Origin of the sequence: Alloacidobacterium dinghuense, from assembly GCF_014274465.1 — a bacterium.
Classification (GTDB): Bacteria; Acidobacteriota; Terriglobia; order Terriglobales; family Acidobacteriaceae; genus Alloacidobacterium; species Alloacidobacterium dinghuense.
Map to the genome: position 1 here is coordinate 2,973,348 of NZ_CP060394.1, position 24,668 is coordinate 2,998,015.

The 24,668-nt window shown below is 56.4% G+C and carries 22 protein-coding genes; 4 read left to right on the forward strand and 18 right to left on the reverse strand.

Annotation, left to right across the window (positions count from 1 at the left end):
- Window positions 1–7: 7 nt before the first annotated feature.
- From H7849_RS12210 to H7849_RS12285, 16 genes are all read right to left on the reverse strand, one after another.
- Window positions 8–781, reverse strand: coding sequence for a hypothetical protein (locus H7849_RS12210; RefSeq protein ID WP_186746867.1), 774 nt, complete (start codon window positions 779–781; stop codon window positions 8–10).
- Window positions 782–1,071: 290 nt separating this feature from the next.
- Window positions 1,072–3,537, reverse strand: coding sequence for a polyribonucleotide nucleotidyltransferase (pnp, locus tag H7849_RS12215; protein WP_186746869.1), 2,466 nt, complete (start codon window positions 3,535–3,537; stop codon window positions 1,072–1,074).
- 204 nt (window positions 3,538–3,741) lie between these two features.
- A complete protein-coding gene (gene rpsO / locus H7849_RS12220; RefSeq protein WP_186746870.1) occupies window positions 3,742–4,008 on the reverse strand; it encodes a 30S ribosomal protein S15 in 267 nt (88 codons plus the stop codon).
- Window positions 4,009–4,158: 150 nt separating this feature from the next.
- Window positions 4,159–5,628: an alpha-L-fucosidase gene (locus H7849_RS12225; RefSeq protein ID WP_186746872.1), complete on the reverse strand. Its 1,470-nt coding sequence runs from the start codon at window positions 5,626–5,628 to the stop codon at window positions 4,159–4,161.
- Between the two features lie 496 nt (window positions 5,629–6,124).
- Entirely contained in the window at window positions 6,125–9,136 is a 3,012-nt protein-coding gene (locus H7849_RS12230) for a M14 family zinc carboxypeptidase (RefSeq protein ID WP_186746874.1), read from the reverse strand.
- A 110-nt stretch (window positions 9,137–9,246) separates the two neighbouring features.
- The gene (locus H7849_RS12235; protein ID WP_186746876.1) at window positions 9,247–10,590 is read right to left on the reverse strand and encodes an MFS transporter; all 1,344 of its coding nucleotides are present in this window, start codon (window positions 10,588–10,590) and stop codon (window positions 9,247–9,249) included.
- Window positions 10,591–10,666: 76 nt separating this feature from the next.
- Window positions 10,667–11,962, reverse strand: coding sequence for a hypothetical protein (locus H7849_RS12240; RefSeq protein WP_251106763.1), 1,296 nt, complete (start codon window positions 11,960–11,962; stop codon window positions 10,667–10,669).
- Between the two features lie 80 nt (window positions 11,963–12,042).
- Window positions 12,043–12,393: a hypothetical protein gene (locus H7849_RS12245; RefSeq protein WP_186746878.1), complete on the reverse strand. Its 351-nt coding sequence runs from the start codon at window positions 12,391–12,393 to the stop codon at window positions 12,043–12,045.
- A gap of 15 nt (window positions 12,394–12,408) precedes the next feature.
- Window positions 12,409–14,016 (reverse strand): DHA2 family efflux MFS transporter permease subunit, encoded by a 1,608-nt coding sequence (locus tag H7849_RS12250; RefSeq protein WP_186746879.1) that lies wholly within the window; start codon window positions 14,014–14,016, stop codon window positions 12,409–12,411.
- A gap of 148 nt (window positions 14,017–14,164) precedes the next feature.
- Window positions 14,165–14,839: a dienelactone hydrolase family protein gene (locus H7849_RS12255; RefSeq protein WP_186746881.1), complete on the reverse strand. Its 675-nt coding sequence runs from the start codon at window positions 14,837–14,839 to the stop codon at window positions 14,165–14,167.
- Window positions 14,840–14,893: 54 nt separating this feature from the next.
- Complete coding sequence (locus tag H7849_RS12260) at window positions 14,894–16,003, reverse strand: vWA domain-containing protein (RefSeq protein WP_186746883.1); 1,110 nt, start codon at window positions 16,001–16,003, stop codon at window positions 14,894–14,896.
- 24 nt (window positions 16,004–16,027) lie between these two features.
- Window positions 16,028–17,158 carry an endo-1,4-beta-xylanase gene (locus H7849_RS12265; protein WP_186746885.1) on the reverse strand — a complete coding sequence of 377 codons (1,131 nt, stop codon included), beginning with the start codon at window positions 17,156–17,158 and terminating at the stop codon, window positions 16,028–16,030.
- Between the two features lie 311 nt (window positions 17,159–17,469).
- The gene (locus H7849_RS12270) at window positions 17,470–18,165 is read right to left on the reverse strand and encodes a DUF2306 domain-containing protein (RefSeq protein WP_186746887.1); all 696 of its coding nucleotides are present in this window, start codon (window positions 18,163–18,165) and stop codon (window positions 17,470–17,472) included.
- 20 nt (window positions 18,166–18,185) lie between these two features.
- Window positions 18,186–18,737 (reverse strand): PadR family transcriptional regulator, encoded by a 552-nt coding sequence (locus H7849_RS12275; protein WP_186746889.1) that lies wholly within the window; start codon window positions 18,735–18,737, stop codon window positions 18,186–18,188.
- Window position 18,738: 1 nt separating this feature from the next.
- On the reverse strand, window positions 18,739–19,179 hold the full coding sequence (locus tag H7849_RS12280; RefSeq protein WP_186746891.1) for a DoxX family protein: 441 nt from the start codon (window positions 19,177–19,179) through the stop codon (window positions 18,739–18,741).
- Between the two features lie 320 nt (window positions 19,180–19,499).
- Complete coding sequence (locus H7849_RS12285; protein ID WP_186746893.1) at window positions 19,500–19,907, reverse strand: hypothetical protein; 408 nt, start codon at window positions 19,905–19,907, stop codon at window positions 19,500–19,502.
- 134 nt (window positions 19,908–20,041) lie between these two features.
- Here H7849_RS12285 and H7849_RS12290 point away from each other — a divergent pair, with 134 nt between their 5' ends.
- The 4 genes from H7849_RS12290 (at window position 20,042) to H7849_RS12305 (ending at window position 22,928) form a co-directional block, all read left to right on the forward strand.
- Entirely contained in the window at window positions 20,042–21,289 is a 1,248-nt protein-coding gene (locus H7849_RS12290) for a pilus assembly protein TadG-related protein (protein ID WP_186746895.1), read from the forward strand.
- Window positions 21,290–21,312: 23 nt separating this feature from the next.
- Window positions 21,313–21,786: a TadE/TadG family type IV pilus assembly protein gene (locus tag H7849_RS12295; RefSeq protein ID WP_186746897.1), complete on the forward strand. Its 474-nt coding sequence runs from the start codon at window positions 21,313–21,315 to the stop codon at window positions 21,784–21,786.
- On the forward strand, window positions 21,774–22,316 hold the full coding sequence (locus H7849_RS12300) for a TadE/TadG family type IV pilus assembly protein (RefSeq protein WP_251106764.1): 543 nt from the start codon (window positions 21,774–21,776) through the stop codon (window positions 22,314–22,316). Before H7849_RS12295 ends, H7849_RS12300 begins: the two co-directional genes overlap by 13 nt.
- A 147-nt stretch (window positions 22,317–22,463) precedes the next feature.
- Window positions 22,464–22,928, forward strand: coding sequence for a single-stranded DNA-binding protein (locus H7849_RS12305; RefSeq protein WP_186746898.1), 465 nt, complete (start codon window positions 22,464–22,466; stop codon window positions 22,926–22,928).
- Window positions 22,929–23,077: 149 nt separating this feature from the next.
- On the opposite strand, the gene H7849_RS12310 is transcribed toward H7849_RS12305, so the two are convergent.
- Window positions 23,078–23,383, reverse strand: coding sequence for a carboxymuconolactone decarboxylase family protein (locus tag H7849_RS12310; RefSeq protein ID WP_186746899.1), 306 nt, complete (start codon window positions 23,381–23,383; stop codon window positions 23,078–23,080).
- 206 nt (window positions 23,384–23,589) lie between these two features.
- The gene (locus tag H7849_RS27420) at window positions 23,590–24,411 is read right to left on the reverse strand and encodes an RNA polymerase sigma factor (RefSeq protein WP_432756535.1); all 822 of its coding nucleotides are present in this window, start codon (window positions 24,409–24,411) and stop codon (window positions 23,590–23,592) included.
- Between the last annotated feature and the right edge of the window lie 257 nt (window positions 24,412–24,668).

The window sequence follows — 24,668 nt, forward strand, 5'->3', positions numbered from 1 at the left end:
CTCTCTCTTATTCTCGCTCAAAGACGAGGATGTTGGGTTTGCTTCGTCCTGGGTCGTATATGGTCATCGTCAGGGTGTTGTGATCGGGAGAGAGCTCAATTTGCTGGGTGTCCATGAGCTTGTCTTTGATCTTTTCAGTCACCTTTAGAGTCTGATCATTGATCCGTTGCCCCGATGTGGTGGAGCCGGGGACTGCTGAGGAACCTGAGCTGGGGTACTCTTTTCCGTCGAACTTTATGCTCTTGATGTCTCCCGGATTGATGAAAGAAAGACCATCCTGCTGATAGGGCTGGATCTGAATCTCGTAAGTTGAGTCCACCTGCTCGGTTGTGCTTTCCCATGTGCCCGGGAAACCTGGCGTTCCTGCTGTTCGCTTGTAGATGTAATGCAGATTGACGGTAGAGCCGTTGGCGCGATAACCAGTGAAGTTATCGGTAAGGGTGTTGCCGTCTTCGGAAAGCTTCCAGATTCCGATGATGATGATGCGGCCATCGGTCTTGCGGACGACCTTCCAGGAGTTAGGGCTGTCGATGGTGACGGACAGTGTGGTGCCAAAGAGGCCGGGCTGATCGGTTCCATCGGCTACGACGGTCTCGACGTTGTCACCGGAAAAGTTGAGGGCGTACCTGTTTGCGCCAAGTGCTTCAACTTTCATCTGATCGGTGAGCTTGCTTCTGGACGGGTTCAGTTTCCATTTTCCAGTGAAGGGGTCGTCGGCTGCCCATAACGTGCTTGTGAGGAGAAAGACGGTCAACAGTAACTCGAAAGTACGTTTCGACATGAAATCCTCCGAAGTTTGCATGCATTCAGGATCGGAGGGAGCACGCTGGCGACCAATTTCGAGACGGTTTCGGAACTGTGTGGAGTAGACGTGCCTGTTCCATTGCTTTAGCGGAGGTTACGGCTAGGTTTGCGGTGTCTGGATTGAAGAGGAATCGGCGGCGGAGGTATTAAAGGATGTTCGCATGCGGACGCTGCCGTTCTGCAAGCGGACACCAATCGACTTGCAGGTATAGGAGAAAAAGCAAAAGGGCTGCGCTTTCGCACAGCCCTTTCTTAGCTTCCTACGGTTTACTGTGGACCGCGGTTGCCGCCCCCACCGCCGGGTCCGCGTCCTGGGCCGCGACGGCCACGGCCGCGACGACGGCGGTTGTTGTTGGCACCACCTCCGCCACCGGGGCGGCGATCGCCGCTGCCTGCGTGGGCTGGTGCGCCATCAGCGCGGTTGAAGTTCACTTCTTCGCCCTCTTCGCCGCTGCCTTCCTCATCGTCGAAATCGTCGCCACCTTCGATGGTGATGGTGCTGGCGTTCGAGGATGGCTGGCGCTCTTCGGTGCGCGCTGGCCGTTCGCGATGGTCGTGGTTTTCCTGCGGCTCGCCCGATGCGGCTACGTCGTCGATCTGGCCGGATTGGGGCTCGGTGATGCCGAGCTTCGCGCGCTGCTCCTTCAAGAGGGCCTTGCGCGAGAGCTTGATGCGGTTGCCTTCGATGCCGAGAACCTTGACCAGCACCTGATCGCCTTCGCGCAGCTCGTCCTTCACGTCCTTCACGCGGTGCTCAGAGATCTCGCTGATGTGCAGGAGACCGTCAGTGCCGGGGAAGATTTCGACGAAGGCGCCGAACTCGGCGAGACGGACTACCTTGCCAAGATACGTTTTGCCGACTTCGGGGACGGCGGTGAGGTCGTTGATCATCGCCAGTGCCTTCTTCAAGCCCTCTTCGTCCGATGAAGCCACGTTGACGCGGCCGGTGTCGTCGACGTCGATCTTGACCTGCGTGGCCTCGATAATGCCACGGATGGTTTTGCCACCCGGCCCGATGAGGTCGCGGATCTTGTCGGTTGGGATCTGCAGGGTACGAATCTGCGGCGCGTACTTCGACTTCTCCGTACGTGGCCCGTTGAGCGCAGCGTCCATCGTGTCCAGCAGGAAGAGTCGTCCACGGCGAGCCTGTTCCATGGCCTCGCGCATGATCTGCCCGGTGATGCCGCTGATCTTGATGTCCATCTGCAGGGCGGTGATGCCTTCGCGCGTTCCGGCAACCTTGAAGTCCATATCGCCGTAGTGGTCTTCGGCTCCAGCGATGTCGGTGAGGATGGCGTAGTCGTCGCCTTCCTTCACCAGACCCATAGCCACACCGGCCACCGCTGCCTTGAGCGGAATACCCGCATCCATAAGAGCGAGGCTGGCGCCGCAGACCGAAGCCATGGACGACGAGCCGTTCGACTCAAGAATGTCGGAGACGATGCGGATGGCGTAGGGTGAATCGGCTTCGCTGGGCAGCACGGCGCTGATGGCGCGTTCCGCCAGTGCGCCGTGGCCCACTTCGCGGCGGCCAACACCGGTCATACGGCCCACTTCGCCAACCGAGAAGGGCGGGAAGTTGTAGTGCAGCATGAAGCGCTTCTTCTGCTCGCCTTCGAAGGTTTCTAGGCGCTGCGAATCGTCATTGGTGCCGAGAGTCGCGGTAACGAGCGCCTGGGTTTCACCACGGGTGAAGAGCGCGGAGCCGTGGGTGCGGGGCAACACACCGGTTTCAATGGTGATGGGGCGAATCTCGTCGAAGGCGCGACGGTCGGGGCGGATGCGGTCCTTGGTGACCTGCTCGCGGAAGATGCGCTCGCGCAAAGTTTCGTAGTAGGTGGCCAGCTTCTTCTTGGCTGCACCCTGCTCTGCTTCGGGCAGCTCTTTGAGTTCGGCTGCCAGCTCGTCCTTGATCTGCTTCACGAGAGCATAGCTCTCGGTCTTGGCGTGGGTCTTGGTGTCGAGCGCGTCCTTGAGACGATCACCGACCTTGGCGAACAGCGCGTCGTAGTAGGCCTGATCGAACTCAGAAGCGGTGACGGGGCGCTTTGGCTTGCCGGCCTTGGCTGCCAGCTCGTCGATCACGGCGACGATCTTCTTGATCTCGGCGTGGCCAAACTCGATGGCGTCAACGACGACGTCTTCTGTCACGCCTTCGGAGCCGCTTTCGATCATCACGATGCCGTCTTTGGTGCCGACGACGGTGATGTTGATCTTGCTGTCGCGGCGATCGGTGTAGGACGGATTGATGACGAACTCGCCATTGACCTGACCTACGCGAACTGCGCCCACAGTTGCGCCGAAGGGAATATCGGAGAGGGCGAGGGCGGCGCTGGCGGCGTTGATGCCGATGACGTCGGGATCGTTTTCCTTGTCAGCGGAGAAGACGAGGGCGATGACCTGGGTCTCGTTGCGGAAGCCTTCAGGAAAGAGCGGGCGAATGGGGCGGTCGATCTGGCGGCTGGTGAGAATTTCACGCTCGCTGGGACGGCCTTCGCGCTTGATGAATCCGCCAGGAATGCGGCCGCCTGCGTAGGCGTACTCGCGATAATCGACGGTGAGGGGAAAGAAATCGATTCCCTCTTTTGGATCGGGGGCGGCCACGGCGGTTGCGAGCACCACGCTGTCACCTTGGGTGACCAGGGCTGCGCCAGAGGCCTGCTTGGCCATACGGCCAGTTTCAAAGGTCAGCCGCTTGCCACCGGCAAGCTCAACTGTCACTTCGTGTTTCATATTTTCCTCGTTTCTTGATGTGCAAAGGAGCTACGCAGGGAGTGCGCGCGGGCGGGAAGATACACGACAGGTATGTGGGCTTCGCTAGAGGCGGAAATAGCCGTTGACGTGGATACACGCCAGCCGTTGACCCGGCTGACGTTTTCCAATCCTTTACGAAGTTCTCGTCGCGTGCGCGTAGGAGACAAAGGTTTGAGCTTGCGGCTACTTGCGGATGCCCAGTTTTCCGATGACGTCCCGGTAGCGGTCAGAATCGTTCGTCTTGAGGTAATCGAGCAGGCGGCGGCGCTTGCTGACAAGCATGAGAAGGCCGCGGCGGGACGCATGGTCCTTGGCGTGGGTCTTGAAATGCTCGGTCAACTCGCCGATGCGCTCGCTCAGGATCGCGATCTGCACTTCAGGACTGCCGGTGTCGGAGTCGTGAGTGCGAAAGCGAGAGATAATGTCGGTTTTTTTTGCAGGTGCCAGCACGAGAGTGCGTTACTCCTATTGCTAATTTCTATTCGTTACACTTCCTAAGTGTCTGCAATAAGAGTAACATGGATTGCTTTTTCGAGCCAGTCAGAGACATAGAAAAGGGTGCGGAAATGCCGCACCCTTTTATTGTGGATATTCCTGTACCTACTTCGCTGCTTCAAGGACCAGAACAGTGGCGATGGGATCAAGCCCGTTTGCCGGGAGCTGGACGTCAACTCTGTCACCCGATTGGTTGAATTTGAGTGGCTTGTGGGCGGAATCGGCCAGCAGATATGCGCCGGTGACTTTACGCGGCATCTTGTCCAGATGGAAGGTGCCGTGGGGCCACTTGAAGATTTCGACGTAGACCTTGTCGGCCTTGGTGGTGGAGCGCCAATCCCACGCGGGAATGAACTTCGGCTTGCCGTCCTTGTCTTTTTCGGTATCGCTGAAGCTGCCAGCTTCGGCTCCGAAGAGAGTGGGCTGGGTGCCGTAGATCGCCTCGCCATTTACGTCGAGCCACTTGCCCACTTGATGGAGACGCACGACTTCCTCAGGCGGAACGACGCCGTGCGAATCGGGACCGATGTTCAGCAGGTAGTTGCCGCCTTTGCTGGCGATGTCGATGAGGTTGCGCAACAGCGTCTCGGTTGACTTGAAGTTTTTGTCGTAGGACTTGTAACCCCAGGTGTCGTTCATGGTCATGCAGGATTCCCAGTCGCGGCCGGGATAACCCTGCGCGGGAATGAACTGCTCGGGGGTTTCGGTGTCACCCTTATATCCGCCGCCGAGACGGTTGTTCCAGATGAGCTTTGGATACTGGTTGAGGACGGTGACGATTTCGGCTGCCAGCTGCGGGGTCATGTCCGGCGTGGGCGTGTCAAACCAGATGACTGCGGGATAATCGCCGTAGTTGGCCAGCAACTCCTTGAGCTGAGGAATGGCTTTGGTTTCGAGATATTGCTGGAAATTGCCGTCCTGCGCTTTGTCCCAGTGATAGGTGGGCGGTTGGTGGTCGCCGGTCTTGAGAGCAGCGCCGCCGGGAGCGGTCCAGTCCTGGTCTTGCGAGTAGTAGAAGCCTAGCTTGATTCCCTGCTTCTTGCACTCCTCGGCGAGTTCTTTGATTGGGTCGCGCTTGAAGGGCGTGCCGGCGGCGATGTTGAAGTCGTTCGCCTTCGAGTCATACATGGCGAAGCCGTCGTGATGCTTCGAGGTGATGACGATGTACTTCATGCCGGCAGCCTTGGCGAGGGCGACGATGTCATGCGCGTTGAAGCCGGTGGGATTGAACTTGGGCGCGAGTGCTTTGTAGTCGGCGACAGGGATGGAGGCGGTATTCATGATCCACTCGCCGATGCCGGGAATTTGTTTGCCGTTCCATGTGCCAGCTGGAATGGAGTAGAGTCCCCAGTGGATGAACATGCCGAAGCGGGCTTCACGCCACCATGCCATGCGGGCATCGCGTTGCTCGGGCGTCTCGGTGTCCTGAATCGCCGCGACTGGATGGTCGGGAGACTTTGGAGCGGGCGTGCTCTCCGTTGTTTGTTTTGGCTGCTGCGTGCAACCCACTAAGCCCGCGGCGATGAGGACGACGCTGGCGCCGACTAAGGCGAAGGTGCGATGGACAAATTTCAATGCAATCCCTCAAGGTGAATTATCGGACTGGGGAATTGTATGTGAAAAGATATTCTTATGGGCGAAATTTATTCGCCCATAGTTACAGATTTGTGACTGGAAGCGGAATTAGCCCTGCCTAAGCATGGCTATCTCTTTCGACGGTATGAAGTTGAAGACCGCAGGTCATGCATTGTCGGGTAAAGGAGTTCCGCCAATGCAGCGTGATCCAACCGATTCCTCGCGTTGAGCGAACTCCAAACAGGTTTCCACATCTTGGACAGCGAAAGTTCAGACTGGAGAGCCAAGAGAAATACGGAACGACAATAAGCGGCAGAACTAAGGCGAGCAGCGTAGCCAACCAGGACAAGTCTTCTGCGATACCGATCAGACCAACTATCAGGCATGTACCAGCAGCCACGAGCAAACGCGTAGACATCCACCTGCGATATCTACGGCGCCCCCATGCTTCCGGATAATCACCCTCAACACTTTCTAATCGATGCTTCACAATTTCCTATTTTGCTGCTTGATTACCAGATGCGCTGCGTTGTCCTAGCTGGTTGAAATTCAGAATTGCGTTGAAAACCAGCGGATAGCTACCGATCGTCTCGCCGCGATAGACAGGGTTGTTCGCGAAGAGCAGCACCGTTCCTTTGCCCAGGTGGGCGGCGACGATGGCAGCATGCTGCGCCATTAGATCGCCGTGATCGAGCAGGCCTGCAACCAGTAATGACTCCTTATCGGCATAGCGGAGGAGGACCTGCGGTCGAAGCTCCGCTGGGATGACGTTGGGGTTGTTGCGGGTCTGCTCCTCATTCAGCGGCATCGGCTCCCATGGCTTTGGCCGTGGACGATCATCGGCAGCCATATAAGGACGGCCTTGAGGGATGTCGGGGTCATCCGGGCCGCCGCGACCCGTGGTGCGCTCTTCGCTGCCTGCGAGACGCGGGGCGCGCGTGCCGCCAACAGTGTTGCTCACGTTCATCGAAAGGCCGTCTTCGCTATAGACAGTGAGTGGCTTGGTGTATCCGTAGAGCACGGGCGATTTCGGATCGACGGTGACTGTTGCCAGCAGCGTGCCAACAACTTTCAGATCGCCATGCGTGACCACGGAGACGCCGGGCGCGAGGCCGATTTCGATGGCGAACTGCGCTGTGTCTCCGGATGTGATGAGCAGACCGCCTTGCGCGACGAAATGCTGCAAATGCTCGACACCGCTATAGCCGAGTCCCGGGCGCATGTCGTCGGTTGAGTCGATGCGGCCCAGGTTTGGCGTCAGTTCAGTCTTTTTCCATGGAAGCGCGTTGCCCCACATCGGCAAGCCCTGAATGATCTGTGCTGTGCGCGCCCCGCCAACGGAGGCGAAGATGATCACGTCGTATTTCGAGCCGAGATTGTCGTCATTGCTGACACTCTGGGTGCTGATGTAGTCGAAGGGTACGCCTAGCTTATCGAACGCCTGCCGCCACCACCCTTCGGTCTGCGTACTGAGCCACGTGTGCATCATGGCAATGCGTGGGGCACCCACGTTGTGCTTGGCGACAGATGGCGCCGCGTTCACTGCGGTTGCGGCTAATTTGGTCTTTTCCAGCGCGGACTTCACGTCGTCTGCGTTCGCATTTTGAATGATGAGCGATCCGGTTGGAAATTGCTGGCCATCGACTGTTGTTGCAGCATCTGTGACCGATACGGTGGCATTCTTCAGTAAGTATCGGAGTGTGATGATCCCTGGATCGGCGTGATTCGCAATCAGGTAGACAGAACCTGATCCGGACGGGCTGTCGCCTGAGGCTTGATCCTTCACCGGCTGCATTCGAGATTTGAGGATTGCGGACTCGGTTACGCGCACGGCTTCTACGTTGAAAAGAGATGGCAGCGACCATCCTGTGTCGTCATAGGGAGTCTTCTGCGGATCGTTGGGGGCCCAGTACTGGCGGTCTAGTAACGCGTCGGCAATGCGCGAGTACGGCTGGTCCATGCGGATAACGTAGCTGTCTGCGGGGAAGGTTCGCTGTTCTGTCTTCGGCTGCTGCGGCTTAGTTGTGGAGTCCTCTTCCCTGCTCTCGCGTTTTGGCTTAACTGGTATCGATACGGTGACGGCCTCGGTTGTTTCGCTGATCTCGACATGTTGCGCGCGCAGGATGTCGAGGAGCATTCGCCGGCGGTCCTTCGATTCTTCGTTTGCAGGAAGCACGTAAGCGGCTGGGCCGGAGTCGCTTGGCTTCAGAATCGATCGCTTGCTCTTGAGATAGAAGTTGTTGAGAAAAGTCTGCGCGTTCTGCGCGAAGTAGCTGAGCGAAACCAGGATCGCAGTCTGCTCGTAGTTATTGTTGTCGCGCTGCGACCACTTCACTTTGGGATAGGGTGGGTTCTGGCGGTACCAGGTGCGCGAGTATTCGTCGGGTGTGAGGATGCGCTCGACGGTGTCTGCTCCGCCGTTGCCGAAGGTTTCATAGAGACGGCTGATGCCGTTGTGCATGGCGGCGAGGAACATGAGGTAGCCGGGGCTCCACGTATCGAAATTGCCGTGGGTGAAGACGCCGGGCATGCCGAACTTCGTCATCTCCTGGACGTTGTTCCAGCCGATCATCTGCCATTCGTTAGTGAGGATCGGGTCGAGCCACGCGTTGTAGGGCTCGTCGCCAACGGTGTTGTCGTAGAGGAACGGCACCGATTCGTGGAGGTCGTGGAGTACCTGGGCGTGCCATCCAATGTAAGTATCGAGGACATTGCGCGAGAGGTTGAGGGTCAGTGTCATCGCATCGCGGTTATTGTCATGCGCGACGTAGTGCCCCCAGTAAACAAGGCGCGGATAGTTCTCATTCGGATGCGCCTTGTGCCATTTGTAGATGTCGACCATGCGATCGCGACCGTCGACTTCGACCACGGGCGTGATGAGCGTGATCATGTGCGAGCGGATGTACTGGATGTAGGGCGCGTCATCCACGGCGAGACGATAAGCGAGTTCCATGAGCGCGGTTGGTGCGCCTGTCTCGGGGGAATGGATGGTTCCAGTGATGTAGTAGACGGGTACGGACTGCCTGACGAGGTCCGCTGCCGTTGCGTCGTTCATGTTGATTATTCTCGGGTCGGCGAGCTTTGCGAGGCGCGCATCGTTTTCCTTGTAGTTTTTGAGTAACGACTCGTCGGCGACGCCTACAGCGATCATCTCGCGGCCTTCTTCGCTATGGCCGATGGTTAAGACCTTCACGCGTGGGCTGGCTGACTCAAGCATGCGGAAGTAGCGATAGACATCTTCGGCGTAGGGCAGGATGTCAGGCGCGCCGGAAACGTCGCCTAGCACCTTTTCTGGCGTGGGCACTGTCGGGGATGCGGGCAGATAGTCGGTGAGAGGCGAATTCAATTCGGGCAGCGTGGTGTATTTGGCGATGCGCTGCGTGTAGTCCTGATCGATGGCCTGTTTTGCGTCACGCGCATAAGTCTGATCCATTTGCGCTGTGGCCTGCAGGCAGAAAATGACCGCGCAGAGCGTAATGGCTCCGCGGGAAAAAGCAGAGAATGACATCGCTGGCTCCCCTGAGTCGATTGCAATTCAATTATGGATACAAAGGATAGCAGACGAAACGGAGGCTAAAAGAGACGCACGCAGATGAGCAAGCGCGGCTGAAATTGCATCTAGCTCGTGCTGGCCTCTTCTTCCACGACGACAGGTATTTTGGGTTGCACGATGCCGAGCTGCTCGTAAATCGGGCGCATCTCTTTGCGAATGACTTTGAGCCGCGACCAGAACCATATTGCCCCGAGGATGCAGGCAACGCCGCTTAACATCACGGTTCTTTGCGAACCGATGGCGTGCCCCAGGGCTCCGGCGAGCAGGCTTCCGAATGGCGCCATGCCCACGAATGCGACTGTGTAGTAGCTCATCACGCGTCCGCGCTTATCCTCGGGAACGAGCGTCTGAATGATGGTGTTGCTCGCGGTCATGCCCTGCATCATACCGAAGCCGGTGACCAACATGAGCAGCAGCGAAAGCCACTGGCTGTGCGACAGGCCAAAACTGACAAGGCCAATTCCAAAAATCGCGGCTGCGATGGGAATCATCTTGGTCAGGCCGCGGACGGACTTTCGCACCACGAGCGAAAGCGCCGAGATGAGCGCGCCAACGCCGAGCGCACCCATCAGAAAGCCTAATGTGTGCGCGCCGCCATGCAGCACCTGGGCTGCGAAAACGGGCATGAGCACGACAAAAGGCATGCCCATGAGACTGATAAGGGCAAAGAGCAAAAGAATAGTACGGATGGGGACGAAGTTCGAAACATACTCCCAGCCTTCTTTGAGCTGATCGACCATGGAGGCGGTTGCACGTTTTACAGCGCTCACCTTAACTTGCATCAGCAGGAGCGACGCGATGACGGCGATGTAGCTGACGCCGTCGATCAGGAAACACCAGCCTTCGTTTGTGGCGGCAATGACAAGGCCGGCGAGCGAGGGACCGACGAGCCGGGCAAGGTTCACCATCGACGAATTGATGGCGATGGCGTTCGAGAGGTCGCCGCGATCTTCAACCATCTGCACCAGGAAGGACTGGCGGCCGGGCATATCGAATGCGTTGATCATGCCCTGAAAGACGCTCAGCGCTAATACTTCATGAATATTGATGCGATGCGTCAGCGTGAGTGCGGCCAGTACCAGGGATTGCACCATGGCGAGCACCTGTGTCCAGACAAGGACTTTCCGGCGGTCCATCCGATCGACGAGGACACCCGCGAACGGAGCGAGCAGAAAGGTGGGAATCTGCCCGGCGAAGCTGACGGTGCCCAGAAGCAGCGAAGACTTCGTAAGACGGTAGACGAGCCACGAGGTGGCGATGCGCGTCATCCAGGTGCCGATGAGCGAAATGCTCTGCCCGCCGAAAAACAGGCGGAAGTTGCGGTGGCGCAGCGCGCGCCACGCATACGAGTAGCTAAGCGAGGATGCCGGTTTTTCCGGTTCTATTTTTTCTTCTGTATTGAGCGCCATTCGCAAAGAGTCGTTTATTTGATCCTATCTGTTTCGATGCGATGGAATCTGTAAACGGTCCGCAAATGCTCGCGTGCTATTTCCCAATTGGGCGCAGGCGTACAAAAATGGCAACGCCCATCGGGTCGCTTCCATATATAGGTTGCAGACGCGACCCCGGTGTGTAGACAGTCGTTTGCGCTCCTATCGCGGTTTCCCAATGAGGCAACAGGTTGAAGTCGCGGTCATAGCCGAAAGTGTATGCCTGCACGCGGCCGGCCGGTTCTTCCTGAAAACCTTGCGGGGCGGGATTTTCGCCCAGCAAGAGTTCTGTGGTGCGATCCACATTTTCGATACGCGTCCACGCGTAGTTCTTGTCGGCGAAGCGCAGCGTGGATTCGAGCAGATAGCTGTTCTGGATGACGTTGTCGGTGAGCGAGCGTGTTCTTCCCCACGCGATGGTATTGGCCCAGTTGCCATGTTCCATCGGCTGGTTGTACATCGCGGATGCTGTCATACGTTCCTGGTTTTCATCCGGGAAGAGGGCTTCGGGGCTGTGGATACGAGCGTAGGAATATTGGCCGCTCCAATCCCTACCCGGTTGCAGAGTGAGGCGCGTGGACCACGAATCGATGGCGCCCTGCTGGACTTGCCAGCGGTGCTCGTTTGGCTCGCGTCCGTGAAAACCGCTCGCCTCGATGCGGACGATGTTGTGGGTGAAGCCCATCGTGAGCACGTCGTAGGCGATGTGGGTTGAGTCTTCCTGATGATGGCCGAGCGTGCCTACTGGATTTTCAAACGCCGAGGCGCGATGGGGATATGCTGTTGGGCCGATTGCCGGATCGCCGACTGGGGCTGCGTAAAACGAGAACAGCGTTTTTTCGCCCAACTTCCAGTCGTAGAGCGCGGCTAGTTCCATCACGAAATTGTGGGGGTGCTGGCCATCGACGATGGGATTGCCGTATGCGGTCTCGCCCTGCTGGAAGAGCAGCGGATATCTGCGGTCTGTGATGGTCGCTGGCTCGAGGCTCAACATCGTGCGCAGGGTTAAATAGCCGGGGCCGAGTTGGTGCTGCGCCATCGGCATGAACCAGTTGGTGGAGAAAAACTTGTCGCCACCACGGGGGCTGGTCTGCTGCTCATCCGTTATGAATGCGTTGGCATGGAACATCAGCATCCAGTCACCATGCATTTTCATCCACATCGGCGTTGGCGTGGAGTTTGGCTCGGCGCTGGTGCCGGAGCTGGCGTGGTGCAAGATCTGTTGTGCGAATGTTTTGTTATCGCGATTCATTATCTCGCCCATGCCGGGCATATCACTCATCGGCATCGACATCTGGGCAATGGCCGCAACGCTGCATAACAGCAGCGGCAAAAGGAACAGGCGCTTCACGGAAACTCCTCAAGGTAACGGGCGAAAACATGCAATGGGCATCGTGTTGCCATTGCCTTTCGATCAGAGGAGCGGCGATGTCAGATGCGTAGAGGCGGGGTAAACGACGATCGACTAAGACTGTTGCGAGGCGAGGCGTTGCTGGTTGCGACAAAGGCGAGAATTGTCGGGGCGACGAGATCTGAAACGAGGTTGCCGGGAACGTGAGATTGTAACGACTGCGCGGTTCCGGTCAAGAGAGCAGATTCTTCCTGCGGATGGCCGCATTGACGCTCACTTGTTACAGACGCAGCGCTCGTGCAGGATTGCATCGTATGCGTGCAGCAGACCGCTGACTGGTTCCCCGGAGTACAGATCATCTCGCATGCGGTCGAAGACACAATCCCGGCAAAGAGAAGCAGGACCATGATTGTGACACCGACGGCGCGCATGCGGTAATTCTACCTTTAATGGACAGCGATTTCCCCGCCTGCTCCGGGTTTGTTTTTGCGCAGCAGAAAAGTCAGCGGAATCATGATGAACGACGTGACACATAGGATAAAGTACATATCTTGATAGGCAAGCGTGTGCGACTGCTGCTGGATCTGGTTATAGATTTGCCCCTGTGCCAGGTAGTTCGCGTTTGCCGAGCCTGCGCTTCGGGTAAAGACGTTGCTGAGTGCATTGACCTGGTTCTGCAGATTCGCGCTATCTGGAGTTATGTGCTTGAGCAACTGGTTCTGGTGAAACTGACCGAGTTCGATCACGCCCGCATTGGTGAGCGAAATGAGAATGCTGCCGCCAATGTTGCGGACAAAATTGATGAGACCGGAAATCTGATTGTTCTTCTCCACCGGCATGCCGAAATAGGCCGCAGTAGTGACCGCGATAAAGACAAATGGAATGAAGAGAACCTGAAGGATTCTGATGATAGACGCCATTCCGAAGCTCAAGCCGAGATTGATGTGAAGCGCGCTGAAATAGTAGCCAACAACGGCGGCACAGAAGCCACCCGCGATGATGTTGCGCGCCGGAATTCGGCTTACTAACTGCCCCGCGATCGGCACCATGAATAGGAGGACAACTCCGCCTGCTGAAAGCGACAGGCCCGCGATGGTTGCCGTGTAGCCAAGCTGCGCCTGCAGGAATTGCGGCTGCAACACGGTTGTCGCATTCAGCAGGCCACCGGTAAAGAGCATGAGGAAACAACAGGTGGCGAAATTGCGGTTCTTGAGCAGGCGCAATTCCATGATGGGATTTTTCGTGAACCACTCCCACGCGAGAAGAACGACGAACGAAATCGCGAAAGTGATCCCAAAGAAGCGGATGAAATCCGACTGGAACCAGTCCTTTTCTTCTCCTTTGTCGAGCATGATCTGTAGTGCGGACATGGAAATCACGAGCAGCGCTATGCCCATTCGGTCCACATTCAGCAGATTCTTGCGGTCGGCCTTGATCCAGGGCGGATCTTCCACCAGGCGGTTGGTAAGAATCAGTGTAAGTATTCCGACGGGAATGTTGATGTAGAAAATCCAATTCCAGCTGTAATTGTCTGTGATCCAGCCGCCGAGAGTGGGGCCGATGGAGGGAGCGAGAATCGCAACGAGCCCGTAGAGCGCAAAGGCAAGGCCACGTTTCGCAGGCTCGAATGAATCGGCCATGATGGACTGTGCCATTGGCTGCAACCCGCCGCCGCCGGCGCCCTGAATCACGCGAAACAGCAGCAGGAACCCGAGCGAGGGAGCAATGCCGCAGAGGAACGAGCTGATGGTGAAGATGACAATGCAGAACATGAAGAAGTTCTTGCGGCCCATGATGCTCGTCGCCCATCCACCCATGGGCAGGACGACCGCGTTTGAAACAAGGTAGGCGGTCAGAACCCAGGTGCTCTCATCCTGACTGGCGCCGAGACTGCCGGCGATGTGTGGCAGCGCAACGTTGGCGATGGAGGTATCTAGTACCTCCATGAATGCGGCGAGAGCCACAGTCGCCGCGATGACCCAGGGATTGACCCGAGGCCGCCATCGTTCCTGTGCTATGAGCTTTGGTTCAGCAATGGTTTCGCTTGCCGCCATTGTTGCGGAGGCCACCTTTCCCTACAGGAAAACAGGACTTGCAGTACGACTGAAAAAGTATGTCTTGTCGTAGATGCATCTCCGCAGCTCAACGACGCTTAGAATGCATCATTTTAAGAAAATTCAAGCGGTTTTCGTTTTACTCGAATCAGCCTCTCAAGTTTTCCGTCAGGAAGGCGAATGACCGTTCGCGCGCAATCCGGGCTGAATTCGGCTCATAGCTTGACCGCGGATTGCAATTGAAGCCGTGGCCTGCGTCATACCAGAAGATCTGCACCTCAGGATTAGAGGTGTGGACGCGATCCACTTCTTCTTTGGGAATGTGGGTGTCGAGCTTCCCGAAATGAAGCATCACCGGAACCTTCGGCGCTTCTTCTGCAAAGCTTCCAATGCCGCCACCATAATATCCCACTGTCGCATCCGTCTTTAGTCGCGTGGCGCTGAGCCATGCTACGGTTCCACCAAAACAATAGCCGATTACGCCCGCTTTCTTACCTGTCTCCTTGTGCGCGTAGTCGAGCGCTGCTGCAACGTCGAGGAGCGCACTCTCGATGTTCAGCTTCGGAATGAAGGACATTGCCTTCTGCATGTCGGCGCCTTCGTAGCCCAATTCAACATGCTTCTCGATGCGATCAAAAATGGCGGGGGCTATCGCCAGGAATCCGTCGCGAGCATAGCTGTCCGCGACGGAACGAATATGGGCGTTCACTCCGAAAATCTCCTGCACGACAACCAGACCAGCGATAGGTTCCTTTTCCGGTTTCGCGATGTATGCATCCAGGAAATGTCCGTCGCTTGCTGTCAATTGCAACCACTCACTCATGGAATCTCTCCTCACTCCCTTCAGGAATTTTGTTTTGTGTTGAGGTTTGCAGGGCTATTGCGCTGAACCTGTGGTCTTCGTCGCATCGCTCACAGCCCAGTAACTGGCCCGTGCCACCACGCGTGCGTTGTAGTCGTTGTTGAGTTTCACCTGGATGGTGTGCAGGCCCGGCGTCAGATCGGATGGATGAAAGCTGAGAATGTAGCGGTTTCTGGAGTGGCTCGCCAGTTCATCGACGCGATCCTGAAAACCCTTTTCCTTAGTGAAGGAGGCGTACTCGCCACCGCTCATGGTGGCGATTTCACGCGCTGCGTTCTTGTGCACGGCGGCAATGGCCATCATGAGGGGTGCGAGGACATTGATCGATGATCCTCCTGCTGCATTTCCGCTTCCCCAATCCATGAGTCCTGCCTTAGTGGGCGAGAACGTCAGGCTCAGCACAAGAGTATTGCTGGTGCCAATGCGTTCGACCAGATCCTGTGCGTTGAATCTCTTGCTGCCATGGTCACGCGACTCGCTGATGAGCAACAGCACGCGGCGATGGTCGGGTTGACGATGCTCAAGCAAGTCGACGGAGTATCCGACAGCATCGAAAATTGCTGCGCCGCCATCGCCGGGCCGCAGTTGTTGCAGGTCTTCTGTGATGTTGTTGGTGTCGCGCGAAAAGGCATCGAGGTAAACGGGCTTGGAATCGAAAACGACGAGTGCGGCCTCTCCGCGTCCGCCAGCGGTGAAGAGATCGAGCAATGGGCCAAGCTTGGCGAGCTTGCCGAACTCAAGACCGCTGGAGCGCCCGCGCTGGATGCAAACGACCAGGGACACAGGTTGCGCGTCTAGATCGTCGTCTACGTGGATGTCCTGCTTCACGCCGTTGTCTTCGAGGGTGAAATCCTTCGCTGCTAAACCGTACAACACCTCGCCGGTCGGCTTTTCGACCAGTGTCGGCACCAATACCACGCTGGTATTGACACGGATTGTGGGCGGCAACTGTTGCTCCGGCAGGGGCTTCGCCGTTGGCCCCTGCGTTGAGTTTGGCGCGGCTTGTTGTGGCTTCGGAGCGGTCACGGGTTCTCCCGGAAACGGTTCCTGGGCTACGGAAATCTGCGCACCACCGCATAAAAACCCGGCGAACAGCGCTGCGCGGATAAGGGAATGAGAGGTCACTTCTCTATGACAACAAAGCGCGGCTCAACTGCCAAGTCCGGGGCTTGCCTGGCGCCGTGCATCGAAGGCCTTGCGCATGGCAAAAAAGACGGGAGTCGGCTGGTAGTCGGCGTCAAAAGGCAGACAGCGCTGCGGCTGACCATCGCTGCGCGCGTGATGATGATTGAGCCAGGAGTACGTGTCAGTAATGCCCCAGGTGAGAACCGCCGTTACATTTGGCTCGGCAAGCACCAGGTTGAGATAGTCGCCGTAGAGTTTGGCTACAGCAGTGTCGCGCTCTTTTACCGAGCCTGTAAGCTTATGGTCTGAGACGTCTAGTTCTGTGATGAAAACCTGCATACCCAGTTCGCCAACAGCGCGGACAAACTCACGCAGCCCAGCGCCGGGTGTGCCCTCTCCTGCTGTTAGATGGCTCTGCACACCGACTGCATGGATCGGTACGCCTCTGAGCCGAAGTTGTTTGACCAGCGCCAGCACTTGGCTGCGCTTTTGTTCCTGCTCTGGCGTATCGAGTTCGATGCCGTAATCGTTGTAGGTCAGCAGAGCGGTGGAATCTGCTCTGCGGGCCGTGCGAAATGCGATTTCAATGTAGTCGGGACCGATCAGATCAAGCCACGGAGATTTGCGCAGTCCGTCTGGCCTGCCGTCCTTAACGTCAATCGCTTCGTTGACCACATCCCACGAGTGCAGTTTTCCGGCGAAGTGTCCGGCTACATGCTCAATGTGGTCGATCAGCAGCTCGCGTGCGTTTTCGTGCGTGGCCGTTGCTTGAAACCAGTCCGGCAACGCTTCATGCCAGCAAAGATTGTGTCCGCGAACACGCTGGTTGTGCTCATTGGCAAAGGCGAGGATCGCATCTGCCGGAGCAAAATTATATTTGTCCGGAGCGGGACGCAGCGCTTTCCACTTCATCGCGTTTTCGGCAACGAGCAGATTCGCCTGCTCGGCGACGGTGTTTGCATAGGCCGGCTCGCCGGCGAGCTTTTCCGGGACCACGGCGCAACCGGCGAGCAGTCCTCGCGCTTGCGCATGCGCGCGCAGCGACTGCGGCCCGGCGACATCTTCGGCCAGGATTTGATCCCACGGCAGGAGACTGGCTGCGGCTACATTTGCACTTTGTCGCAGAAATTGGCGGCGTGTCGATCTGAGATGCATGTTTTTGGAAGCGATTATATCGATGCAGCGCCTAACGACGAATTACAGGTTAAGAGTGCTGGCTGCGGGATGACAGCCTCTTGAAGTCATCCATTTCATTAGTCCAATGGAGAAAGCGCACGAGATTTCGTTTTTCAGTCCATAGAAAATGGATGACTTCCTTGGGCTGGAGGCTTTCAGCCTTTTTGCCGGAATAGGTTTCGATGCGCCACTTCAGATACTCGCTGCGCCAGGGCCGCAGGCGGTGACCACGAGTTGCGTTCCAGATGAATCGAAGAGAAGCGAGCATCTAGCGAAATGATACTGCACGCTTACGCTGTGGCCTGCAGGTTGTTTTTTGGTCTGGGAGCGAATTTTCTGTGATAGTAAGCGCGCGTCATCACGATTGCCGGAACGCCGATTCCCGTCGGCACTACCCATATCCACCAGGCGTGGTGCAGCAAAGGGCCGATGGTGACAACGCTGAAGGCCGTCCATGCAGCGATGTAGCTGCCGAGCATGCCTGAAAGGTGCGCGTACCACCAGAACATCTTTTCCTTTGGACGATGGGTGAATGCCCAGGCGGTTGTGCCCGCGATCCACATACCAATGCCGCCGAAGACCATCGCGGGAATGCCGAGGTTCTGGACGAGCCCCGGCTTGAATGCTCCGAGAGACGCGAGCATTGCGCTGGCCATGAAGGTAAATCCTGCGGCGAACCAGTCGAGTGCTTTGGCTGTCTTTTCCCCCTTGTATGCGGCCTTCTGCCCCAACACGCGATAGCCGACAAACGCCGAATAGAAGCTGAAGATGGCCACCAGCGCCAGAAACAGGATGGGACGGTAAATCGACATGACGATCGCCGTGACAGCGACTACGGCCATTGCCCAGAAGTAGATCTTTCCCCAGCGGCGATGCGCGTTGCCGCCTTTTGCCGTAATCAGCGCGAGAGGAGCGAGCACAAAGGCCGAACTCCCCGCCGCGATATGAACGGCAAGAAATGCTTTCATCCAAAGTGGATCATGCATGGCGTGACCTCCTCTGCGGTCTAGTCCGTGTCTTTTAGCCTTTTCAAGGCTTCTTCGCTCCACGCAAGTTGAGCTTTGGCGATGTGCTCGCCGTAGCTCAACGTCATCTCCCAGAACGGCAGCCCTGGATTTCTTTCGTCGCTCTCGGCAAAGAGGCGCTTGCGAATGCCTGCGTAGTCGGCGATCTCCTGCTTCCATAGCTGGCGATGGTCTTCGATCTGTTTGCGGCTCGTCGCGCCCGGAGCCCATTGGCCGAAAAACAGCTTGAGCAAAAGCTCGTTGCGCGGAACCTCTGGGCTGGCAGGCTCGGCAAGCCATTGTTTCAGGCGTTCGCGTCCGGCGGGCGTGAGCGAGTAGACGTTACGGTCTGGTTTACCCTTTTGCCGCTGCGTCTTTTTGGTGACGAGGCGCTGCTTTGCCAACTGCTGCAGCGTAGGATAGATCTGCCCATAGCCTTCGCGCCAGAAATGGTTCACCGACCACGAAATCAGTTGCTTGAGATCGTAGCCGGACTTGGGCCCGAGGCTGAGTAGTCCGAGCAAGGCGAACTGGCTCTGGTTTACACGCGGCATCTCAGCACCACCCCGCCGGAATAACCCCTGCGAGAAAGGCTATCTGAAGCACGGTCCGCATAAAGAGCCCCGGCACTCCGCGGCCTGCGATCGTCAGCTCGTGCCGGGCGGCATAGACATTCGCTGGAAACATCGCGATCAGAAGAACAGCCAGCCCCAGCGAGGCGGCTTTCGTCACCGGCGTCCATAGCATTCCGACGGCTCCGGCGATTTCGGCAAAGCCGGTGAGCGTGACCAGCATTTCTGGACGCGGGAATGCCGGAGGCACCATGCGAACGAGATCGGCGCGGCGCTTGCCCCAGTGCGCGGATGCCGTCAGCAGAAACATCGCGGCCACGGCTACACGTAGGCAATGCTGCCATGTCGCAAAGAACTCAGCGCCTGCCCATCCGATGAGGCGGCAGATGATGAGGGTTCCGGCGAGTACGAAGAATGGGATCATATCCTGGCTCTTCAGTACAACCATTAGATATATATCTTTTTGATACATGTCAAGTTAAATTCGACCCTCAAATTTCTGGAACTGAACTTTTCAGAACGCACTTACGAGGGTCACGGGCAGATGGATGAATCTTTTCAGGCAGATATGGCGAGCCTGCCTACTTCTGCTATGCTTCAGAATTTCAAACCAATAGCTAAGCGCTTGATTCTGCGAGTCGCTACTCAACAGAAAGCAAAGCATCTCAGATTATTTACAGCTAAGCCGCTGTGAAATGAAGGCGATAGCCGGGCGAAGGATTTGTCACGGTATCCTCTATCGACTCAGCAGGCGCGTGAGCCATCGTGGGAATCCTGATGGGAACCACCCTGTAACTCTTGAACCTTTTTCTTGGCGTGGTCGTGATGGGAACCTTCAAAGCAATGCTCCAGCATGTGCCGGAAGACATATTGAGTGACACCGAGTTGCACTGAGTTGCAGAACGAACAGCCACCCACGATATTTAGATGTTCGCTGCCCTGCGATGAATGGTAAGAAGGTTTTGCCCAAGGCACATCAACATTAAGACAGCCTGAAGCAGATCGGTTACGACCGTATTCATCCCTGTTACTCCCGTACTCATCCCAACGGTTGACGCCTTGCATTTGTAACCGTACTTTGAACACATTCTTCCCCCACAGCAGTTTAACGGCCCCGGCCAGCTTACTCGTTTGCTCATCTGGCTTCGGCAATGACTTGCAGGTTTGCAACAGCGCCCCACGGCTTTAGCTCCAGAACGGCTGACCTTTGGGAATTCCGCGCTGTTTCTGACCATCGACCGTGTTTTCAGGCGGAACGAATGCAAGAGCATGGAGGTCAGGCCTTGATGAGAATTCAACACGATGAAAGCGGACACGTACTAGTACTCGCATCTTTGAGCATGACTGTCCTTTTGGGCTTTACTGGCCTGGCAGCCGATGTGGGTATGCTCTTCCATGCCAAACGCAACTTGCAGATCGCCGCAGATGCGGCTGCCAGTGCCGGTGCGGTCGATTATCTGTACAACGGATCGACAACGTCGGCACAAACTGCAGGCAAGGCCGCCGCCAGCCTCAACGGTGTAACGGACGGCAGCGGTGGAGCAATCGTCACCCTGAATGTTCCCGCGTCCAGTGGCCCTAACTCTGGCTCGGCAGGCTTTGTGGAGGCGATCGTCAGTACACCAAACCCAACATTCTTCATGAAGCTGTTCAATCAGGGCTCTGTCACCGTGTCGGCCCGGGCTGTAGCTGGCGCACCTACTGCAGGAGGACCTTGCATCTGGCTCATGTCAAAAACCGGCACCGGGCTCAAGCTCAAGGGCGCCTATGACATCGAGGCTACCGACTGCGGCATCTACGTGAATTCGACTTCCTCCGGCGCTATTAGTGTTACTGGCAACGGCGGCATCATGAATTCAGAATTTGTGGATGTGGTAGGGAATGCCACTGGAAATCACACCACAGCGCCCACAGCCCCCACCCTGAATGCCGCACCTAGAAGCGAGCCATTGCATCCTCCCGACCCAAACCCGTTGACGGGCTCCGGCTGCGCCTCCGTCGATAGCAGCTCCACGACCCTTACCGGCAGCATAGCTGGTCCTGGTCTTGGTAGCGCGATTTGTTACACCAAGGCGATTACGCTGAATGGGGCGACCTTGGGTCCGGGAACCTACGCTTTCGGCAATGGCGTCACCATCAACGGGACAGTAACCGCCAACGGCGCGACAATCGATATTGCTGACGGCACCTACAACCAGCCCAGCAACACCACGATCAACTACACTGCATCCACGACAGTAAGCAACCCGTACAACGGCATCTCTCTCATGGTGCCCTCGACCAACAGCTCCTATCCCTGCAATTCAAGTAATCCTACGCAGTTGCAGCTGGTCTTCGGCAGCAGTTCTTCGCTCGACGGCATTATCTATGCTCCGTGCGCGCAGGTATTTTTGCAGGACAACGGCGGGAACATAACAGCCATAGGTATCGTCGCAGACTCGATGTACGATAACGCCTCGCTCATCACCATTCCCAATTACAGCGTCGTCCATCCCGACACATCGCCTTTCAGGGTGGTCACCCTGGTGGAGTAAGACGAGGAAGGAGATACGGCACGATGATCAACGCAAAGCTCGATCACCGCAGATGGATTCGGAGGATGGGTTGCGATTGCGGCCAATCGATCCTTGAATTGGCACTGGTTGCGCCTCTTCTGATCGTTATTCTCGTGGGTGCTGCTGAGTTCGGCCGACTCGCCTTTGCCGCCGTTGAAGTCGCGAACGCAGCCAGCGCTGGGGCCAGATATGGCGCACAGAACGGCAGCACGGCTTCCGACACAACCGGAATCTCGAATGCAGCCGCAAACGACGCAGGCAATCTCACCGGCCTCAGCACCACCTCCTCCATCTCCTGCATCTGCTCCGATGGCACAGCCGCCTCATGTACGGATAATTCCGCCTGCTCAACTTCTAATATTGAGGAAAACGTCACCGTTAACACGCAGGTGTCGTTCGATCCGCTGATTCATCTTCCCGGATTTCCAACAACATTCACGTTAAAAGGACAGGCGATACAAAAGTGCCTACAGTAAAAGGGCTGGTTGCCTCAATCGAAAGAACTGCCAAACGGCTCGTCGGAGGAGAATTCGTTCACAGGATCTGCATCCAGGAAGGCGCGGCGTTGGTCGAGATGGCCATTGCATCCGCGGTCCTCTTGGCTCTGTTGTTCGGCATCATCCAGATCGCCTTCGCGCTTTACACTTACGACTTCGCTTCCGAAGGAGCGCGGGAAGGTACCCGCTATGCCATCGTTCGTGGTTCAAGCTCCTGCACGAACACGCCCAATCTAACAAACTGCAACGCGACTGCCGCGCAGATTCAGAACTATGTTAAGGGCCTTGGCTATCCCGGTATCAACTCCAGCAACCTTACTGTAACCACCACGTGGTACACCGCTAGCGCAGAGCCAACCAGTTGGTCAATCTGCTCCAGCGGCACATGCAATGCACCAGGAAATGCGGTGCAAGTGGCAGTTACCTATGCCATGCCCCTCTGGATTCCCTTCTGGAAAAGACAGACAGTCAATATCAGCAGTAACTCTCAAATGATCATTGCCCAGTAGACAGAGCGGTAGCGCTAGCGGGAATCTAATGGAAACCACCCTAATCTACAGTTCAGAGGCGCAAATAGCTGCATAATCAGTCGATTCTGGTATGCTTCAGAATTAGCCGCGAGCACACGCGGCAGGGATTGGGAGAATTCAGGATTTATGGGAAAGAGCGTCAATAAAGTCATTCTTCTCGGCAATGTGGGTAAAGACCCCGAGATTCGCGCCACGGCGGGCGGCACCATGGTCGCAAACTTTTCGCTGGCAACCACCGATCGTGTTAAGGATCAGGGCGGGAACTGGAGCGACCGCACCGAGTGGCATAACCTCGTTGCCTTTCAGCGCACGGCAGAGATCATCCGCGACTACGTGAAGAAAGGCTCGAAGCTCTATGTTGAGGGCAAGATCCAGACGCGGTCGTGGGACGACAAGCAAACGGGCGAGAAGAAATACCGCACCGAGATCATCATCAATGATCTTTCACTGTTAAGCGGACGTGGCGAAGAAGGCGGCGGTGGCGGCTATACACGCGCAGCCAGCACTTCGTCCTTTGATCAGCGGTCGTCGGCTCCCACGGAGGACTACGGGCAATCGGCTGAGATCACGGACGACGATATTCCTTTCTAGACACGCACCTTGGCTTTCGTGTCCATTTACTCTTCAAATCTGTAATTCAGCAGTCGTCGGCTCTGTGGAAGAGTGGGAACGCACAGCGTTTTCCCAGCAAGGCGGCAAGCATCAACGTTCGAAACAGCCGCCTAGACATCGGGCCCCAACTAGTCCTTAAACAAGTGCGTCGCGTGAGTGATTGACGCACCTGCGCGCATCGCCGCCGCGACTATCGCAGATTCCGTCAGCATCGCATCACTTGCACCGGCTTGACGGGCTGCTCTTACATGCAACTCAATACAGTATGGACATTGCGTAGTCAGCGCAACGGCCACCGCCATCAACTGCTTGTGTAGGACATCGATGGCACCCTCTTTGAACGCCTCTTTATCAAAAGCCCAAAAGGCCTTCATCGTTTCAGGTGCATTCTCATCCAGCTTCTTCAGCCGAGTCAGATCCTTCATATCAAACATGTACGTAACTCCATTTCGAGTTTTTAGGACGCTTCCAAAGATAAGAGGTACGGGAAGCACGTTTCGTTACATGTTCGGAGGCCTTAAGAGTGACTCTCCAAACGCACGGGAGGCGAAAATTAGATCCCCCGAAGTCACGTAGCATAGCAGAGTTAATTCCAATGGCCTGCCCCTTGATCATTGAAGAGCGGGTTACCAGCACTCCATCATCTAAGACATCGTCTTGTATGACATCGTTCGCCAGTGCTCTCGCGCATCTGCACAGATTTTCCGTTTGTATGTTCCAACACCAGACGCTTGAGCCTTCCGCGAGCCCTTGATAGCTGAGTTTTTGCAGCGCTGTTCGACACTCCCAAAGCCTCTGCTGTCTCCTCAGTACTTAATCCATGTACATAATGCAGTTCAAAGGCCCTTCGCAACTTCGGTGAAAGACTCTTTGAAAGTCGCAGCACACGGTCCACAATTTCCAACCTTCGGCAGACCTCTTCCGGATTTGGCCGGTGATCCGATAACGACTGTGATGAAGAGTGATAGTTCGACGTTTGATCTTCTCCGTCCAGCGGAATGTGCACATGCCGAAGGTGCCGACGCAGTTTAGAACCGGCGGAATTAATGACGATTGAGGTTAGCCACGTTGAGAACTTTGCTTCTCCCTTGAATTGGTCTAAATGCCTATAAGCGGACAATAGGGCGTCCTGAACAGCGTCTTCGGCGTCAGCGATGTTTCCGAGACGGCGAAGTGCTATGCGATGGAAGGCCGGAAGGAGGCGCGAGATAACGCGAGTGAATTCTTCGATGTGATCTCGATCAGGGCTGGACGCTTTGGACCGATGATTGATATCTACTCTTGCGATTGTCATTCGAGTGATTTGAATGCCTAACGCAGTGCAAGTCAGATTCCAATGTGCGCCGCTTGCCAGTGTAGATCGTCTAAACAGAGCTATGCCAAACAAACCACGAAGACACCGCGCAGAAACACGAAGGGAGAGTGATCTGCAGAGGTTGCGTTGTGCCCCGCCATGAACCATGTTTCATTGGCATCCCATGTTGCGGGTAGTCGAAATTGGCCATCTGTCGCGCGATTAAGCCCCAGAAATATAATGAATTTGATCTGATTCAAAAGGCGCAGACATAATTGACTGTTGAAGGTGTCAATTACTCGTTGACACTTCAGCCATGGGAGCTGGGTCGACACACCAAACAATCCGCGAGTGCCCCCTTCGAAAACACTCGCCGGCTTCGAATCATGGTTATCGACCGATAAGACACCCCTGAAGTTGGAGAA